Here is a 17,190-nt window from a genome sequence, read left to right on the forward strand (position 1 = left end):
TTGTATCGCCCCTAAAACTCATCAATTATGCTTCCTGTAAGATTTTTAATAAAATCCCGTGCCTCTGAGTCTAAAAAACAATACTAAAACAACTTCAACTGCTCGTCTCTTGGTGGTTGCTCTTTTCCAAAAACCGTTCTGCCACCATATTTCCAGCTTTCGTTACGCTCCTTCTGAATTACCTTATCAAAATCCATATTGGGAATAAAATCATTTTCTGCATTGCGTGCAATTTGATGCAATGACTTTATTGCCTGTTGTTTATCTGAGTTTCCAATTTTAGCTTTATCAATTGCCTTTTGCAAAACGCTTATTGTTTCGTCAAATACATTTACAGGAACTGGGAAGGGGTGTCCATCTTTACCTCCATGTGCAAAAGAATAACGTGCAGGATCAGTAAAACGTGATGGCGTGCCATAAATTACTTCGCTCACCAAAGCCATTGATTGCAAGGTTCGAGGGCCCATACCTTCTAATAACAACAATTCTTCAAAATCACTCGGCTTTTTTTCTTGCGCCAGCCACAAAATACTTCCTAAACGTTTTAAATCTACATCTTTCGATTTTACATCATGGTGATTCGGCATGACCAGTTTTTGTATTTCGGCAAGCATCCTGTTGGGCGATTCAGCCGTGATATCCATCATGCTCTGCCTTGTTTTACCTGCATCATTTGAAGTCAGATTTAATATCTGGCCCTGGTTTATTCCGCAAATTCCGGTGTGCGGTTCCTCCACAAAAGATTTCAGGTTTTCAGAATGCCAGTGGTATCTTCTTGCAGTAGAACTGCTATTGCTCATGCCTTGCTGCACCACAGCCCAATCGCCTTCATTGCTTAAAGCAAAACTGTGAAGGTACAACTGGAATCCATCTTGTATGGCAGTATTATCTACCTTAGCACTGAGTTTGCTCGCCCGTACCAATTCTGTTCCGTTTAAACCTGTTTTATCGGCTATTTTTAATAGCTCATTTGGCGTTTCCCTGCTGTATTTCCCTTTGCCACCACAAATATAGATGCCCAATTCTTTAGATAACGGATTGATTGATTTTTTTAAAGCACCCATTACCGATGTGGTAATGCCAGATGAATGCCAATCCATACCCATAACAGCCCCGAGGCTTTGAAACCAAAACGGACTGCTTAAACGGCGGATAACTTCTGCCTTGCCATACTCTAACAATATCGCTTCAGTAATGGCCAGGCCGAGTGTAGCCATGCGTTGAGCCAACCATGGTGGTACATGGCCATAGTGTAAGGGTAAATCTGCACTTCCTGATCTTTTCAATACTAACAAATTTAGTAAAATATTTTTAACTATTTATAGAATTTTAATCAGCTAATTCTCTATTACAGAAAATGTTTTAGTTGTGTAAATGGAATATTGTAAAATGGTTGCTAATCTTTGAAAAGATTTTTACCCTACAAATTCTTTTGGTTTTCTGCCCTAATTATCTTTTGGAACCACAGTTACAATGAAATAAAACGATTAACAATATTTTTTGTTACTTTGATACACAACCCAATATTAAAGCGAGTTCCCAATTATACATGCGAAAACTCTTACAACGTTTACTGAGTGCCTGGATCATCCGCATGTCGAATAGATTCGGTTCAAGACCAGATCGCAAACGTATTCATGAAGCCCTAAGCAAATTATACAAAACCATTAATCAGGACCCTGGTAAACGAGGACTTATTTTTGAAATCACCAATGAAGATAAATTTATCATTTTGTCCGACCAACATAAAGGTGCCCGTGATTACGCTGACGATTTTTCATTATCAGAAAAAAATTACTTAAAAGCACTCCAATATTACAACGAAAAGGATTTCCATTATATAAACCTTGGCGATAGTGAAGAGCTTTGGGAAAATTTAATGGAATCGGTAATCAAACACAATAAAGATACTTTTGAAGCAGAAAAATTATTTATTAATAAAAACCGTTTCACAAAAATATTCGGCAATCACGATTTATATTGGGACAATGATCCACTGGCAGGATTTAACCTGAACAGAATTTATGGAAAAAAAATCCGCATTTATGAAGGCGCAATCCTCCGGGCGCAAATTGGAGAAAACAAACTGGATATTTTCCTTACACACGGTCATCAGGGTGATTTGCAAAGCGATGGTAATTGGTTTAGTAAATGGTTTGTAAGTACCATTTGGGCACCACTGCAAGCCTACCTACAAATTAACCCAAATACACCCGCTTACGATAATCAGCTTAAAACGGTGCACAATACCATGATGTACAGCTGGATTGCTGAACAGGAGAATATGGCATTGATTACCGGACATACCCACCAGCCAGTATTTGCATCTTTAACGCACCTGGAGCGGATTTATGTAAAATTAGATCGGGCTCAAAAAGAGAAAAACGTAAAAGATCTCGAGTTTTTGGAAGTAGAACTTCATAAACGCATTAAAGAAGGCGATAAAGCACCACGTTTAGGGAAGTACCAGCCCAGCTACTTTAACAGCGGCTGTTGTTGTTTTAACGATGGAGATATTACCGGAATTGAAATCGAATCTGGTATGATCAGGCTGATAAAGTGGTCGTACCATGAAAATGATATCCCAAAAAGAATATTACTTGAAGAAATGAAACTCAGTGATTTATCTGATTTAAAGTTATTTAATGGGTAACGTAACATAAAAAGTTGTACCTAAATCTTTTCCACTACTTTCTGCCCACAGTTTTCCTTTATGTATATCAATTATTGCATTTACGGCAATCAATCCTAAGCCGTAATTATTTTCATTATTGGTCGCTTTAGCACTCAATGGCGCAAATTTTAAGAAAATTTTATCAAGATCTTCTTCAGTTAAACCCACACCACTATCTTTTATCGCAACGGTTATTTCATTTTCATGGATTTGATGAGAAATAACAATTTCAGTCCCCTGAGGAGAAAACTTAACTGCATTATCGATAATATGCTCAAAAACAACTTTTACTTTATCAGCATCTGCAAAAACTTCCAAAGAATTTTCAATACCGATCAATACTTTCTGGTTTTTATGGTTGAGTTTTAATCTCAGATCATCAATTGCCTGTTCGATAATTGCTTTTAAATCTACCTTTGCTTTTTGCGGTTTAAAAGAATGACTTTCTTTACGTGCATTGCTTAAAATTCCATTTAAATTATCAATCATCCGCTTCGATTGCATATTGATTTTACCTGCAACTACCGCTGCGCGCTCATCAATACCGGGTATTCTTCCCAGCAGTTCCGATTGTAATGAAATTGTAGTCATAGGATTTTTAAGATCATGAACCAATACATGCAGGCGGTCATCATAAGCCCTGAACGTTTTTCTGATTGCGATTCTGGATTCAAGCTTCTCCATTACCATATCGGCCAAAGTACCTAACATCTCCAATTGTTTCTCATCAGCATTTTGGGCCGAATCGGAAGCCACATATATTAACCCGATAGCATAACCATCTGCGGTAACAATTGGCGATGATTTGTAAAAAGCGGATGCATGGTTTGCAGGTAAACCATATTGTGATTTCACAAACATCTGTTCTACTGCCATAAAGCCTATTCCTGCATGCGCCACATCAAATATTTGAGCAGCAAGCTGTGTTATCCGATCAAAAGCACTTTCAGCCGGGGTATTCAGAATTTCGTAGGATGCTAATTTGGTAAAAAGCATATCTTTATCTGTATGCTTAATCGGTTCGGCTTTTTTAATCTGCATTTACTATATATTTATTCGGTGGCAATGAAACACTAAAGGTAAAGATTATGATTAATAAGTAAATAATATAAACAATTCAACCGTAAATTCCGTTAGTATATTTTGTAGGCGATTGAGGATAAGCGTTAAAATTATCACCCAAATAACTTAAATAATGAGATTATATATAGAACGTAAACCTGTTAAGGTAAACCCAGATACGAAAAGAGTTATTGCCCGTTTTTTTTTTAACGGGGAGGAGCGCGCATTAGAAGTAATAAAAAAGGTTTTAGAGTTTTCTGATGACAAAGTATTTTCACTGATATCACCCATCTTACAAGAATATTCTAAACGGCATAGAAATATTACCAAAATACTAACCCGCCACTGCAAAAAATTAAAAAAACAGTTTATTGCCCTTGGAACCGAATTTGAAGATCTCGACGAATATACTCGTTTACTAATCGGTGCCTATTTTACTCACGAATATTCAATAGAATCAGCAGCATTTTTTAATCCAAGTATCGTTGATGATCCAGACCAGTCTGACCTTGTTGAGGGAGAAAAACGTGTAATTATTAGCTTTAGGGCGGTAGGCGAGGGCCATATTTCATCAATCGTTTTCAGGCGGGCACTTATTGATAAAAACAACAACATCCAGGTTTTACCTGTAGGCAATTATGTAGATGAGGCAGAGGTAGTTAAGAATGCCATTTACGTAAAAAAATTATTTTTAAAAAAAGCTGCCTACGCACAGATTGATACCTCAGTACTGGAAGAAATTGAGTCGAAACTGGATGACAAATTTGAATATACAAGTTTGAGTAATATCATTAAAGATTCCAAAGTACTGAATAAAGAAAATCCCGCACGTTTAATTGAATATGATAAAGTGCTTTGGTTATCTGATACTTACCATACGATCACTTTTTCTAAAGATACTGATATTTCTGACCGCGTAATTTTCCCAATTTCAGAATTTGAACGTAAGGGGATTGAGGATGCCCGCTTTGTGAAATTCATCAAAGATGATGGCAAAATATTGTATTATGCCACATATACTGCATTTGATGGTTCATTAATTATACCGAAACTGGTACAAACCGAAGATTTTTACGAATTTAAAGTTATTCCACTTTATGGCGATGGTGCCCAGAATAAGAACCTGGCTTTGTTTCCGCGGAAAATTAATGGCAAATATGTTATGATGAGCAGGATTGATGGCTGGAACAATTACCTCATGTTCTCTGACAAAGTGAACGTTTGGGAAAATCCCATCTTACTGAAACAACCACGATATGATTGGGAACTCGTGCAGATTGGCAATTGCGGATCACCAATAGAAACCGAGAAAGGCTGGCTAGTAATTACACACGGCGTGGGGCCTATGCGCAAATATTGTATTGGCGTGAGTTTATTAGATCTCGACGACCCAAGCAAAGAGATCGGTCACTTAAAAGAGCCACTAATTATGCCAAACAACGAAGAACGTGAAGGTTATGTACCGAACGTGGTTTACTCCTGCGGATCAATCATCAGCAATGGCGAATTGATTATTCCTTACGGCCTATCTGATTATAGTTCTTCATTCGCAACTGTTAATTTAGAATTGCTGTTAGATAGGTTATTGGATAATAAATAATCATTCGTGTTTTAACGTATGAATCGTCCTGCTGAATTTATTTCAGCATCTAATGCAACTAAAGTTTAGTCCCTGAAATAAATTCAGGATGACGCATAGTATAAACGCTCCGCGTTGAACTTATCGAGTCGTCCTGCTGAATTTATTTCAGCATCTAATGCAATTAAAGTTTAGGCCCTGAAATAAATTCAGGGTGACGCGTAGTATAAACGCTCCGCGTTGAACTTATCGAGTCGTCCTGCTGAATTTATTTCAGCATCTAATGCAATTAAAGTTTAGGCCCTGAAATAAATTCAGGGTGACGCGGAGTATAAAATCTCCGCGTTAAACTTATCGAGTCGTCCTGCTGAATTTATTTCAGCATCTAATGCAATTAAATTTAGACCCAGAAATAAATTTAGGGTGACGCATAGTATAAACGCTCCGCGTTGAACTTATCGAGTCGTCCTGCTGAATTTATTTCAGCATCTAATGCAATTAAAGTTTAGGCCCTGAAATAAATTCAGGGTGACGCATAGTAAAAATTCTCCGCGTTGAACTTATCGAGTCGTCCTGCTGAATTTATTTCAGCATCTAATGCAATTAAATTTAGACCCAGCAATAAATTCAGGGTTACGCATAGTATAAAATCTCCGCGTTGAACTTATCGAGTCGTCTTGCTGAATTTATTTCAGCATCTAATGCAATTAAAGTTAACGCACTGATATAAATTAAGGGTGACGTGTGTTATAGTAAATCGTCCTGCTGAATTTATTTCAGTATCTAATGCAATTAAGTTTAGTCCCCGAAATAAATTCAGGGTGACGCATAGTATAAACGCTCCGCGTTGAACTTATCGAGTCGTCCTGCTGAATTTATTTCAGCATCTAATGCAAATAAAGTTCAGTCCCTGAAATAAATTCAGGGTGACGCGGAGTATAAAATCTCCGCGTTAAACGTATCGAGTCGTCCTGCTGAATTTATTTCAGCATCTAATGTAATTAAGTTTAGTCCCTGAAATAAATTCAGGGTGACGGATAGTATAAACTCTCGCGTTGAACGTATCGAGTCGTCCTGCTGAATTTATTTCAGCATCTAATGCAACTAAAGTTTAGTCCCTGAAATAAATTCAGGATGACATGTGTTATAGTAAATCGTCCTGCTAAATTTATTTCAGTATCTAATGCAATTAAGTTTATTCCCTGAAATAAATTCAGGGTGAAGCATAGCATAAAGTCTCCGCGTTGATCCTATCGAGTCGTCCTGCTGAATTTATTTCAGCATTTAATATTATGAGATAGTCCCTGAGATAAATCAGGGTTACGCATAGTATAAACTATCCGCGTTGAACTTATCGAGTCATCCTGCTGAATTTATTTCAGCATCTAATGCAATTAAGTTTAGTCCCTGAAATAAATTCAGGGTGACGAATAGCATAAAATCTTACCTCACACAATAACAACACAAAAAAAGGCTGGTTCATTTCTGAAACAGCCTTAATATTTCCAAGACAAATTAATTCTTAACTACATTTATCTGCTTCCACTAAGGGGGAGGATAATGTTTCATATTCAGCTTCGGCAGCCTTTAAAATAGCAAGGTGGGAGATAAAGTATGCCAACGTACTTTCTGCACCTTGGTTTCTATTTACACTGTTAAATTGTAACCCATCGGCACAACCATGGGTTTCAAAGTCGTACAAAGGAATATGCAGACTATTTTTACCAAGGAACCATTCATAACTGATATGCATTAAATTCAGATACTGATTATCCTTCGTAATTTCGAAAACTTTGGCATACAATAATACCATGGCCATCGTTTCTATAGCCTGCTGATCGTAAATAGGATTTTTCCCATGTTTTTTCATCCAGCCTGCATTGCCAACTGGATTTAAGTAACCATTTTCAAAAGAAAAACTATTTAAAAATGCAACGCTTTCCATTGCTATTTTATAAGAGGTAGCATTACCGGTAACTTCATAATGATGAAGCAAAGCAAGCGGTAATATTGCATTATCGTAAGTTAAAATATCCTCGAACCAATGCCAATCGCCGTCTTTGTTTTCCTGGTATGAGGCTACCAACGAGTTGGCTAACATATTAATTTCCTTAACAATCAACTCATCACCAGGATGAGCGCATAAGAAATAAGAAAGACCAATAATTGTATTTGCCCTTCCACGGAGATATTTTAATTCTTTGAAGTGTGGAATTGAATGTGAAAACAATTCGCGGCCAAATTCGCGGTATGAATTGTTTGGTGCTGCACTAATTAAATAACCAAGTGACCAAATCGTTCTTCCGAATGAATCTTCAGAACCTACTTCATCAAGATAATTACGGTTAAAACTTAAAAAATTCCTGAAGTTACCATCCTCGGTCTGCATGTACTGTATAAAACTAAGGTAAACAGGCATAAATTTTAAGGCTTTAGGATTTTTATCCCTTTCTGTAGCCATTAACGCCATGATCAATGCTCTGGCATTATCATCTATACAATAACCCTCTTTAAGATTTGGAATCCCAAAGCGTGCATGTTGTATAATTCCGGTATCATCTGTTAATAACGAAATATGATTTAAATTTAAAGCAGGCATACTTTCAACATCAATAATTGGTGGAGTAACCCTTTCTGGTTTTTTACCTGTAATTACGGCATCTTTCAATACCTTTAAATAAACACTACCTATGGCTGGCCAACGCAACTTTAAGCCATATTCATAAGCATTTTGTCTAAGTTTTTGATACTTATCATTATCGTTTAAAAGCTCATTTACAATTGTTGCCAACTGATCATCATTTTTAAAATCGAATAATTTACCTCTGTTTTCGGCTAAAAGTTCTTGTGCGTGCCAATATGGAGTTGAAACTACTGCTGCACCTGCACCAATCGCATAAGATAATGTACCACTGGTAATTTGTGCCTCATTTAAATATGGTGTAATATATAACGAACAAGCAGTTAAATACTGATGAAGTTCGCCTTCAGAAACAAATTTATTAACAAAAGCAATGTTGTTTTCTACACCTAGCTCTTTTGCTAGTGCTTTTAAACTGTCGCGGTATTCTTCTCCATTGTGTTTTACAACTCCTGGATGTGTATTCCCTAAAATCACGTATAAAACATCGGAATGCTGCGCCACAATTTTAGGCAAGGCATTAATTACAGTTTCTAAGCCTTTATTGCGGCTGATTAAACCGAAAGTAAAAAGTACCTTGCGGTTTTTAAAAAGTTCGCTACGGGAAATTTCATTGTTTAAAACTGGTTCCAAATCTGGCACACCATGTTCTATCAATTGAATAGATGCTTTTGGAATCTGATAGATGCTGGTTAAAAATAACACAGCTTTTTTACTCATCACCACAATTTTGGCAGATTTTACAGCAATTTCCTTAATAATAGTTTGCTGCATAAAATTCGGTTCCTTTAAAACCGTATGCAAAATGGTGATAAATGGTTTCTTTAATCTATTGATTAATGAAAGTAAAAATACGCCACTATTGCCTCCATAAATACCAAATTCATGTTCAATAATTACACTGTCTACATCGCTGTTGTTAATAAAATCTGCCGCCTCGATATAATCTTGCTGGTTTTGCTGGCTGATCACAAATTTTACCTCATCGGGGTATTGATGCTCATTGATATCATCCGATTCATTTAAAGCAACAACAAAGCTATTTTTCGGATTATAATCTGGATTTAAACTTAAAGCATTAACCAAATTTTGATTAAAGGTAGCTAAACCGCATTCGCGTGGGGGATAGGTCGAAATATAAGCTATTTTCATAAGTATTTCAATAGAGTTGATACTTGAACAACATTATATCAGCTAAATAGTTTGTGATTTCATTAATTTGCAGTTAATAAAGCCAAAACATTCTGATTTGGGTGCTTGTTAGTAAGTAAAAATTAAGCTATGAGATCAATATGGAAAGGTTCGATTGGATTTGGTTTGGTAAACATTCCAATTAAGTTATTTTCTGGTATCCAAAACAGTAATCTCGATCTGGACATGCTTGACGAACGCGATCAGGCCAGAATTAAATTTTTAAGGGTAAATGAACATACCCATAAAGAAGTGCCCTATGAAAAAATAGTTAAAGGCTACTTTTTAAATGATAGGTATGTAGTTTTGGATAAGCACGACTTTGAAGAAGCAGCACCTGAGAAAACAAAGATCATTGAACTCGAAAATTTTGTAGACATAAAAGATATCAATCCTATTTATTACGAAACTTCGTATTATACCGAGCCCGAAAAACAAGGCAAAAAAGCTTATGGATTATTATTAAAAGCTTTAGAAAAATCGGGTAAAGCTGGGGTAGCAAGATTTGTATTAAGAAATACTGAAAATCTTTGTGTAATCCATCCTATGGAACATGTTCTGGTAATTACTAAAATCAGATTTGAACAAGAAATCAGGAGCTTGTCCGAAATTAATAAGGTAGATGATATTACGATCACAAAAAAAGAAATGGATGTAGGTTTGGCACTTATTAAACAATACAGTTCAAAATTCGATCTAAGTGCTTTTAAAGATGATTATAGTTCCGAACTATTAAAAATAATTAAAGCAAAAGCCAAAGGAAAACGAGCCACCGTTAAAAAGATGAAACCTCAAAAAGCAACCAGCGATGATTTATACGATCAATTGATGCAAAGTTTAAGCTCGAAAAAAGGTGCTTAATCAGCTGGAGTTGAGCGTTTGAGTCAGAGATAAAAAGGTTCTAATAAACGTTATACAGGAAAGGCATTGAAGTGTTTACCACTTCAATGCCTTTTTGCTATTTAAATGCAGCTTTCAACTGATCTGCAGCAAAGGCCTGCGCAGCTTTCGCTTCGGGTACAACGATAGCCATTCCAAAAAACTCGTGAGTAACACCTTCGTAATTTTTACTGTCTACCTTTACGCCGGCAGCTTTTAATTTATCAGCGAGCATTACACCATCATCATGTAAAGGATCAATTTCTGCAGTGATAATTGTAGTTGGGGGTAAACCTTTTAAATCAGCATTAACCAATGAAATTTTAGGATTCTGTGCCTCAATCATGGTATTTAAATACTTTTCAGTAAACCAACCCATCATCGCTTTATTTAATGGTTTCGCCTTTTCGTACATTTTATACGAGGCTGTATTCATATCGGCTTGAGCAATTGGATAAACCAAAACCTCATGTACCGGAATCATAATGTGCTTATCTCTAGCCATAATCGATACGTTAGCAGCTAAATTTCCCCCGGCACTTTCGCCCACCACCGCTATTTTAGCAGGATCAGCTTTTAAGCTTACAGCATTTTTTACAGCCCATTCATAAGCAGCAAATGCATCATTATGCGCTGTCGGAAATTTATTTTCCGGAGCCAAACGATAAGCTACAGATACAACAATTGCACCAACCTGCTCGGCTAACGCTTGTGCAGAAGCATTGTAAACATCTAAATTAGCAATAACAAAACCGCCACCATGATAATAAACAATTAATGGATAGGGGCCGCTTCCTTCTTTTGGTGTATAAATCCTTAAATGTATTTTGCCTCCACTCACATCAATATCTTTCCCGGTTGTATCCACCTTTGGTGTTGGCACCTTAATGTTATTTTGTTTTACTAAATCCATCACCGCATCAGTTGGTGTATGGTTTTTACGGGCATCGGTCGCACTTAAAGTTTCTATAGGTTTATCACCATAAGTACTCAATTTTTCGATTATCGTTTGCATTTCTGGCTTGATGGTTTTACCCCACTCTGGTGCGGGTCCACCAGGTTTTAATCCTGCTACAGCAGTAGAATCAGTTATTGTAGAATCCGTTGTGGTAGTGGTTTTAGTTCCACCAGAACAAGCAGCGAGCGAAACTGCCACACCACAAATGAGCGCACCAAGTTTTAATGAGTTGGTTTTCATAAGGTTATTTTTTTTGTTTTTTAAATGATATGCTTCTATAACAGTATCAGTGAGATACAGTTTTTGCATCTCTACAACTTTTTAGAATTTAATGAAACAGCAAACATCTTTATGATTTAGTATGTTCTAACATAAACAACTAAGTATGTTAACAGAAATAACAGGGCTGCCAGACCATATTTTTGGCGTAAGGGCTACAGGTGAAGTAACCAGCGACGATATTAAAGATGTATTGTTAACAGGCCTGAAACGGACAGCACAACGTTTTAAAGAAATCCGATATCTACTCGTATTGGAAACCGATGTTAAAAATTTTACTGCTGGTGCCTGGGTTCAGGATGCTAAAGCGGGTTTACAAAATTTTACCAAATGGAAAAAAATTGCAGTTGTAAGTGCAGAAAAAGGAGTGGAGTGGTTTACTGATGTTTTTACAATCGCCACACCGGGTAAATCAAAAGGATTTAAACCCGAAGAAATAGAAGAAGCCAAAGCATGGCTCAATACCGAAGACTAAAACAAAAATTGATTATGAAAAGTTCTAAAACACCACAGGAAAGTAGCAAGGCTACCGCTCCAAAAAATACAAAAGCAAAAGGTGCTGATGATAATGTAACATCGGCAAAAGATGCAAAAAAAGTAAATGTAACTAAAGATGCTCCCGTTAAACATAAAAAATCATAAAAGTTAAAAATTTGCCGTTTTATGAAAGCTGATGCCAGTAATATTAATCATTTCTATAATAAAGCATACGATTGGATAATTGATAAAGGACCAGCTGTAATTTTAGGTATAGCGATACTTATTTTAGGGCTTTGGTTAATTAAATTGTTAGGAAAGTGGATGCAGAATGGAATGCACCGTAAAGATGTAAACCCATCTTTAAGGCCTTTTCTTACAAGTTTAATGCTTATTACCTTACGCATTTTACTGGTACTCACTGTAATGCAAATAATCGGCATACAGCTTACCTTTTTAACCGTATTAATAGGCGGTATTGGCGTTGCAGCCGGCTTAGCACTATCGGGCACTTTACAAAACTTTGCCAGCGGAGTACTGATATTACTTTTAAAACCTTTTGTGGTTGGTGATAATATTATTGCACAAGGCCAGGAAGGTACCGTAAAATCCATCCAGATATTTTATACCATTGTTCAAACTTTCGATAACAGAACGGTTGTAATCCCCAATGGTAAGCTATCCAACGAGGTAATCATCAACATCAGCAGGGAAGGAAGTAGAAGATTGGATATTGAAATGAAGTTTAGTTATGGTATAGATTACGACCAAATTGTAAGTATTTTTAATAAAACTGTTGATGAGTTTAAAGATTGCCTTAAAACTCCTGAAAGAAGAGTAGGAGTATCCGCTTTAGAAGACAGCGGATTTAAAGTAAACCTCAATGTTTGGGTAAATTCGCATGGTTTTACCGATACTAAACTGTCGTTTTTAGAAGTATTAATGAAAAACTTAAAGCTTGGAGGAATAAAATTACCTGGAATGCCCGATTAAATAATCAATTTTTGAGCAGTGCGTAAATTTTATCCATTAATTCATCAATATTAAACGGCTTAGACATAAAGTCGTTAGCTTCAACACCATCTAATGAATAATTAGATGCATTATATCGTGCCGAGATCATTAGAACGGGTATGTGTTGGGTTGCAGCAGTATCTTTAAGCTCTTTCAATAATGTTCTTCCATCGGTATCCGGCAGCATAATGTCCATAATTATAACGTCTGGTTTAAACTCGTGTACATGTTTTATAAATTCTGCACCTTTGTTTAGTCCGGCAACATTAAAAGCTTCACTTTCTAAAATAAGGGTTATAACATCTAGGATTGCATGATTATCTTCGATAACCAAAATGTTTTTCTTTGCCAAGTTTGGGATAATTGTTAAATTTCTAACAAATATAGAATAAAAAGTAAATTCATAAACCGAATTTGTCAAATTAGAGGCATTCTAAAATGGGCGCAATATTTGTTTATCGTTAAAATCTAATACTTTTGCAATATCAAAATTTAATATGATCAAATTTTCTGTAGATTTAACCAACTGTGATAAAGAACCCATCCACATTCCTGGTAAGATTCAATCACATGGTTTTCTTATCGCTGTTGATAAAACCGACCTCTCAATTACCTATCTTAGTGAAAATACAGGAGATTTTCTGAAAGAACAGGCAAAAGATCTTTTAAATAAAACCCTCACCGATTTAAGCAGCTTAATTAAACAGCAGGATGTGGCATTTAACATTGAAGATCTGCTGCAACTTGGCATTATCCGGAAAAGCTTTGATGCCATCAGTCCGTATCCCATCGAGATAAATGGCAAACCTTTTTATCTGATTATCTCCGCGGCTGTAAATGATTGGTTACTGGAATTCGAACCCGTTACCCTTCAATATGATATCCAAAGTATGATAGGCCGTTCGGCATCATCCATGCTGCAGGGCAAAACCATTTCTGCTTTATTAAGCGGTGCCGCATTGGAAGTTAAAAAGCTGATCAACTACGATAGGATCATGATCTATAAATTTTTAGATGATGGACATGGCGAAGTTGTAGCAGAAGAAAAAGAAGATCGTTTAGAACCATTTTTCGGACTCCATTACCCCGCATCCGATATTCCTAAACAAGCCAGGGAACTTTATAAACTAAACTTAACCAGGTTAATTGCTGATGTTAATGCTGAAGACTCGGCCATTATTACCTTTAAAGAAAATGAACCACTCGATTTAACAAATAGCGGCTTACGTGCAGTTTCGCCCATCCATATACAATACCTTAAAAATATGGGCGTGCATTCCAGCTTTAGTATTTCACTAATATCACATGGCGAATTATGGGGGTTGATTGCCTGCCACAACTATAGTCCAAAATTTATAGATTATAAAGCCCGGGAAGGTTCAAAATTAATCGGACAGATACTTTCTTCTGCCTTAGAATACCGCGAAGAAGAAGAAGATGCCAAAGTGATCGAACAGTTTAAGGATACTGCAAATATACTAACGGATCATTTAACACGGGATAAATACCTCCTGGAAGCCATAACAACGCATAAAACCAGCATTTTAGATGTAACAAAGGCTGAAGGTGTAGCTGTTATTTTTGAAAACGAACTTAAAACCCTTGGAAATGTTCCAACGGTAGATGAAATATGGGAACTGACCGAATGGCTTAAAATTAATAGCGACGAATCCATCTATTATACGCACCGTTTGCCAGAAATCCACTCCCAGGCAAAAAAATACAAATCAACGGCTTCCGGAATACTTTCCTGTATCTTAAATAAAGAACTTGGCGAAATGATTATTTGGTTTAAACCCGAAATGATCAGCAATGTAAACTGGGCAGGAAACCCCGAAAAGCCGGCTACACCATCAGAAAACGGATTATTAAACTTATCACCAAGAAAATCTTTCGAAACCTGGTCTGAAGTGGTAAATAATACTTCCGATAAATGGATGCCCGAAGAAATTGCATCTGTTTTAAGAATTAGGGAGATCATTATTACCGATATCAATAAAAAAGCAAACGAAATTAGGTTGCTTAACGAAAAACTACACGCAGCATACGAGGAATTGGATACCTTTAGTTATACCATCTCTCACGACTTAAGAACGCCTTTAACATCTATTAAAACCTATGCAGAATTGATGCTGAAAAATAAAAGCATTGATGAAAACGGTAAAAAAATGTTATCGCGCATTTTAACCGGGGCAGATAAAATGAATTTTTTAATCAAAGAAATTCTTAACCTGGCCAGAGTGGGCCGCTCAGAACTTAATTTTGAAATTGTTAATATGCCATCCTTGTTAGAGGAAATAAAAAAAGAAGTGTGGACGGCTTTTAAAGCAGACAATTCTGAGTTTATTTTAGGGCAATTACCTAACTTAAAAGGTGATAAGACAATGATTCCTCAATTATTTACAAACCTCATTGGTAACGCCGTAAAGTACTCTGCAAAGGTTGATAAACCACAGATTGAGGTTTCTGGTTATATTGATGAAGGTGAGATTATTTATGCCGTTAAAGATAATGGTATAGGAATTGATAACCGATATTACGACAGAGTCTTTGAACTTTTTAAACGTATGGACAATGTTAAAGAAATTGAGGGAACAGGAGTAGGGCTTGCTATAGTAAAAAGGATTGTAGAAAAACACAACGGAAGAGTTTGGTTCGAAAGTACGTTAAACATCGGTTCTACCTTTTATGTAGCTTTTAAAAATAGATAAAAATGAAAACGCCGGATATATTTTATGTTGAAGATGATGTGGACTATGCATTTTTTATGCAAAGTGCCGTGCAGGAAGTAAAAGATACGCTTAACCTAACTATTGTTGAAGATGGGGCAGAAGCATTACAAAAACTTCAAAGTTTTGCCGATACTAAAACAAAACCGAAATTGATAATGCTCGACCTTAACCTGCCGGGTTTATCAGGCTTAGATCTGTTAAAATTCATTAAGGATATTCCTTACCTTAAAACAATTCCGGTTATCTTATTTTCCACTTCCGATAATCCGGATGATGTTAAAGCCTCGATAGAATTTGGTGCCAATGCTTATTTAACCAAGCCTACCGGATATGAAAACCTCGTAAAATGTGTACATTCAGTCCACGATTTCTGGTTTAATCAACATTTAAGGTTAAACTAGATTTATAAAAAATATAGAAAGATTCGGGTATCATTATCCGGATCTTTTCTTTTTAAACTTATTATAATACTATTGAAAGATATGATTGCCAATTTATTGAGAACAGAAACCGCCGAAAACCACAAAGCTTTAGAATCGTTAATGTTTGTGAATGAGATTATGAACAATTCATTAACAGTTGATCAATATAAAAAACTCCTGACCATCAATTACATCATCCACCAGAAATTAGAAAATATGCTCGCCAATATGCTCGATGCGGAAATTGCAGCAGAGCTGGAAATGAACGGCAGGTTAAAATTATCTGCATTGGAAAGCGACCTCAATTATTGGGAAATCGATAGTTTAACATTACCTGGTTTAAATTTCGAACTATTTGTACCTCAAAAGAATACGGCAGAAGTGCTGGGTGCATTATATGTGCTGGAAGGGGCAACACTGGGCGGAAACGTGATTAAGAAGCATATATTGGCCAACCCAAATTTTAATGACCATGAAAGTGGTTTAAATTATTACGGGGTTTATGGTGAAGCACTTAGCGCAAAATGGAAAAAATTTGTTTCAGTAATAAACGAACGTGTTCCAGAAGCAGATTACGAACGTTGCGTTAATAGTGCAAACCAAACCTTCGCTAACCTGATCAACTTATCCAAACAGCTCAACTAAGTTGTTGTAATTTATCGTTGAAATTCAAAAAAATACGTCTATAATACTTCCAGGGCATTTTTTTGATTGTGTAAATGTGCAAAACTTCTTTCAAATAAATATTTGCTTTCTGTTGTTAATTCAAGGTAAATATGTATTATTGAAAAAAATAAATTTTTTAAACCTTAAAAACATCAATTAGCGATGGAAAAATTCTCAAAAGTTAAAGCTGCTGTTGCTGCTATTGAAGCAGATGTAGAAAAATTTTATAATGCTGGCAATGCAGCTGCTGGTACTCGTGTGCGTAAAGCAATGCAAGATCTTAAAGTTTTAGCACAAGAAATCCGTGCAGAAGTAACTGACAAGAAAAACTCTGGAAAATAATATTTCGCGAGTAAGAAACAAAAAGGGTTCTGGTATGCCAGGGCCCTTTTTGCGTTTAGGGCAAAATTGACTTATGAAGTCGATAGAGCCGTACCATTTATATTTCCAAAATCTCAAGAAGCCACCAATCGTCTTCCTGAACTTGTTTCAGGATCTTAATTAGCTAACGCTAAACAGAATATAAACTTTTGCGCTCTAATGCATTGGTATCTATCTTGAGCCATACTTACTGTGGTTAAAAAGCAACATGAATATCAAACCTCTAAAGTCTATA

General features: G+C 36.1%; 15 protein-coding genes. 10 read left to right on the top strand and 5 right to left on the bottom strand.

The window, feature by feature from the left end; all coding sequences use genetic code 11:
- Window positions 1–83: 83 nt before the first annotated feature.
- The gene (locus ACZZZW_RS15740) at window positions 84–1,286 is read right to left on the bottom strand and encodes a DUF763 domain-containing protein (protein ID WP_463494799.1); all 1,203 of its coding nucleotides are present in this window, start codon (window positions 1,284–1,286) and stop codon (window positions 84–86) included.
- A gap of 263 nt (window positions 1,287–1,549) precedes the next feature.
- On the opposite strand from ACZZZW_RS15740, the gene ACZZZW_RS15745 reads away from it, so the two are divergent.
- Window positions 1,550–2,653 carry a metallophosphoesterase gene (locus ACZZZW_RS15745; RefSeq protein WP_055906698.1) on the top strand — a complete coding sequence of 368 codons (1,104 nt, stop codon included), beginning with the start codon at window positions 1,550–1,552 and terminating at the stop codon, window positions 2,651–2,653.
- Here ACZZZW_RS15745 and ACZZZW_RS15750 read toward each other — a convergent pair.
- On the bottom strand, window positions 2,639–3,715 hold the full coding sequence (locus ACZZZW_RS15750) for a sensor histidine kinase (RefSeq protein WP_463494801.1): 1,077 nt from the start codon (window positions 3,713–3,715) through the stop codon (window positions 2,639–2,641). The two genes, ACZZZW_RS15745 and ACZZZW_RS15750, sit on opposite strands and share 15 nt — an antisense overlap.
- A 154-nt stretch (window positions 3,716–3,869) precedes the next feature.
- Here ACZZZW_RS15750 and ACZZZW_RS15755 point away from each other — a divergent pair, with 154 nt between their 5' ends.
- Window positions 3,870–5,336 carry a glycoside hydrolase family 130 protein gene (locus ACZZZW_RS15755; protein WP_463494803.1) on the top strand — a complete coding sequence of 489 codons (1,467 nt, stop codon included), beginning with the start codon at window positions 3,870–3,872 and terminating at the stop codon, window positions 5,334–5,336.
- A gap of 1,501 nt (window positions 5,337–6,837) precedes the next feature.
- Here ACZZZW_RS15755 and ACZZZW_RS15760 read toward each other — a convergent pair.
- On the bottom strand, window positions 6,838–9,108 hold the full coding sequence (locus tag ACZZZW_RS15760; protein ID WP_463494805.1) for a glycosyltransferase family 4 protein: 2,271 nt from the start codon (window positions 9,106–9,108) through the stop codon (window positions 6,838–6,840).
- A 129-nt stretch (window positions 9,109–9,237) separates the two neighbouring features.
- Between ACZZZW_RS15760 and ku the strand changes: the two genes are divergently transcribed.
- Window positions 9,238–10,008: a non-homologous end joining protein Ku gene (gene ku / locus ACZZZW_RS15765; RefSeq protein ID WP_463494807.1), complete on the top strand. Its 771-nt coding sequence runs from the start codon at window positions 9,238–9,240 to the stop codon at window positions 10,006–10,008.
- 97 nt (window positions 10,009–10,105) lie between these two features.
- On the opposite strand, the gene ACZZZW_RS15770 is transcribed toward ku, so the two are convergent.
- Entirely contained in the window at window positions 10,106–11,224 is a 1,119-nt protein-coding gene (locus tag ACZZZW_RS15770) for an alpha/beta hydrolase (protein ID WP_463494809.1), read from the bottom strand.
- Window positions 11,225–11,369: 145 nt separating this feature from the next.
- Here ACZZZW_RS15770 and ACZZZW_RS15775 point away from each other — a divergent pair, with 145 nt between their 5' ends.
- Genes ACZZZW_RS15775 through ACZZZW_RS15785 form a run of 3 tightly spaced genes read left to right on the top strand, consistent with a single transcriptional unit; the run spans window position 11,370 to window position 12,733 of the window.
- On the top strand, window positions 11,370–11,738 hold the full coding sequence (locus ACZZZW_RS15775) for a SpoIIAA family protein (protein WP_055906680.1): 369 nt from the start codon (window positions 11,370–11,372) through the stop codon (window positions 11,736–11,738).
- A 14-nt stretch (window positions 11,739–11,752) separates the two neighbouring features.
- A complete protein-coding gene (locus ACZZZW_RS15780; protein WP_463494811.1) occupies window positions 11,753–11,905 on the top strand; it encodes a hypothetical protein in 153 nt (50 codons plus the stop codon).
- 21 nt (window positions 11,906–11,926) lie between these two features.
- Window positions 11,927–12,733, top strand: coding sequence for a mechanosensitive ion channel family protein (locus ACZZZW_RS15785; protein ID WP_055906674.1), 807 nt, complete (start codon window positions 11,927–11,929; stop codon window positions 12,731–12,733).
- Between the two features lie 4 nt (window positions 12,734–12,737).
- On the opposite strand, the gene ACZZZW_RS15790 is transcribed toward ACZZZW_RS15785, so the two are convergent.
- Window positions 12,738–13,106, bottom strand: a complete 369-nt coding sequence (locus ACZZZW_RS15790; protein WP_055906907.1) for a response regulator transcription factor — start codon at window positions 13,104–13,106, stop codon at window positions 12,738–12,740.
- Between the two features lie 145 nt (window positions 13,107–13,251).
- Here ACZZZW_RS15790 and ACZZZW_RS15795 point away from each other — a divergent pair, with 145 nt between their 5' ends.
- The 4 genes from ACZZZW_RS15795 to ACZZZW_RS15810 all read left to right on the top strand — a co-directional run bounded on the left by ACZZZW_RS15795 (window position 13,252) and on the right by ACZZZW_RS15810 (window position 16,916).
- Window positions 13,252–15,465 (top strand): ATP-binding protein, encoded by a 2,214-nt coding sequence (locus ACZZZW_RS15795; protein ID WP_463494814.1) that lies wholly within the window; start codon window positions 13,252–13,254, stop codon window positions 15,463–15,465.
- Window positions 15,466–15,467: 2 nt separating this feature from the next.
- On the top strand, window positions 15,468–15,887 hold the full coding sequence (locus ACZZZW_RS15800) for a response regulator (protein WP_055906668.1): 420 nt from the start codon (window positions 15,468–15,470) through the stop codon (window positions 15,885–15,887).
- Window positions 15,888–15,968: 81 nt separating this feature from the next.
- The gene (locus ACZZZW_RS15805; protein ID WP_055906665.1) at window positions 15,969–16,553 is read left to right on the top strand and encodes a biliverdin-producing heme oxygenase; all 585 of its coding nucleotides are present in this window, start codon (window positions 15,969–15,971) and stop codon (window positions 16,551–16,553) included.
- A gap of 183 nt (window positions 16,554–16,736) precedes the next feature.
- Window positions 16,737–16,916 carry a hypothetical protein gene (locus ACZZZW_RS15810; protein WP_010602585.1) on the top strand — a complete coding sequence of 60 codons (180 nt, stop codon included), beginning with the start codon at window positions 16,737–16,739 and terminating at the stop codon, window positions 16,914–16,916.
- Window positions 16,917–17,190 lie beyond the last annotated feature (274 nt).

This window comes from Pedobacter sp. AC379 (genome assembly GCF_979258145.1).

Excerpts from the sequence above, each read along its gene's own strand:
- ACZZZW_RS15745 (WP_055906698.1), top strand. The coding sequence starts at position 1,550 with ATGCGAAAACTCTTACAACGTTTACTGAGTGCCTGGATCATCCGCATG.
- ACZZZW_RS15750 (WP_463494801.1), bottom strand. The coding sequence starts at position 3,715 with ATGCAGATTAAAAAAGCCGAACCGATTAAGCATACAGATAAAGATATG.
- ACZZZW_RS15755 (WP_463494803.1), top strand. The coding sequence starts at position 3,870 with ATGAGATTATATATAGAACGTAAACCTGTTAAGGTAAACCCAGATACG.
- ACZZZW_RS15760 (WP_463494805.1), bottom strand. The coding sequence starts at position 9,108 with ATGAAAATAGCTTATATTTCGACCTATCCCCCACGCGAATGCGGTTTA.
- ku (WP_463494807.1), top strand. The coding sequence starts at position 9,238 with ATGAGATCAATATGGAAAGGTTCGATTGGATTTGGTTTGGTAAACATT.
- ACZZZW_RS15770 (WP_463494809.1), bottom strand. The coding sequence starts at position 11,224 with ATGAAAACCAACTCATTAAAACTTGGTGCGCTCATTTGTGGTGTGGCA.
- ACZZZW_RS15775 (WP_055906680.1), top strand. The coding sequence starts at position 11,370 with ATGTTAACAGAAATAACAGGGCTGCCAGACCATATTTTTGGCGTAAGG.
- ACZZZW_RS15780 (WP_463494811.1), top strand. The coding sequence starts at position 11,753 with ATGAAAAGTTCTAAAACACCACAGGAAAGTAGCAAGGCTACCGCTCCA.
- ACZZZW_RS15785 (WP_055906674.1), top strand. The coding sequence starts at position 11,927 with ATGAAAGCTGATGCCAGTAATATTAATCATTTCTATAATAAAGCATAC.
- ACZZZW_RS15795 (WP_463494814.1), top strand. The coding sequence starts at position 13,252 with ATGATCAAATTTTCTGTAGATTTAACCAACTGTGATAAAGAACCCATC.
- ACZZZW_RS15800 (WP_055906668.1), top strand. The coding sequence starts at position 15,468 with ATGAAAACGCCGGATATATTTTATGTTGAAGATGATGTGGACTATGCA.
- ACZZZW_RS15805 (WP_055906665.1), top strand. The coding sequence starts at position 15,969 with ATGATTGCCAATTTATTGAGAACAGAAACCGCCGAAAACCACAAAGCT.
- ACZZZW_RS15810 (WP_010602585.1), top strand. The coding sequence starts at position 16,737 with ATGGAAAAATTCTCAAAAGTTAAAGCTGCTGTTGCTGCTATTGAAGCA.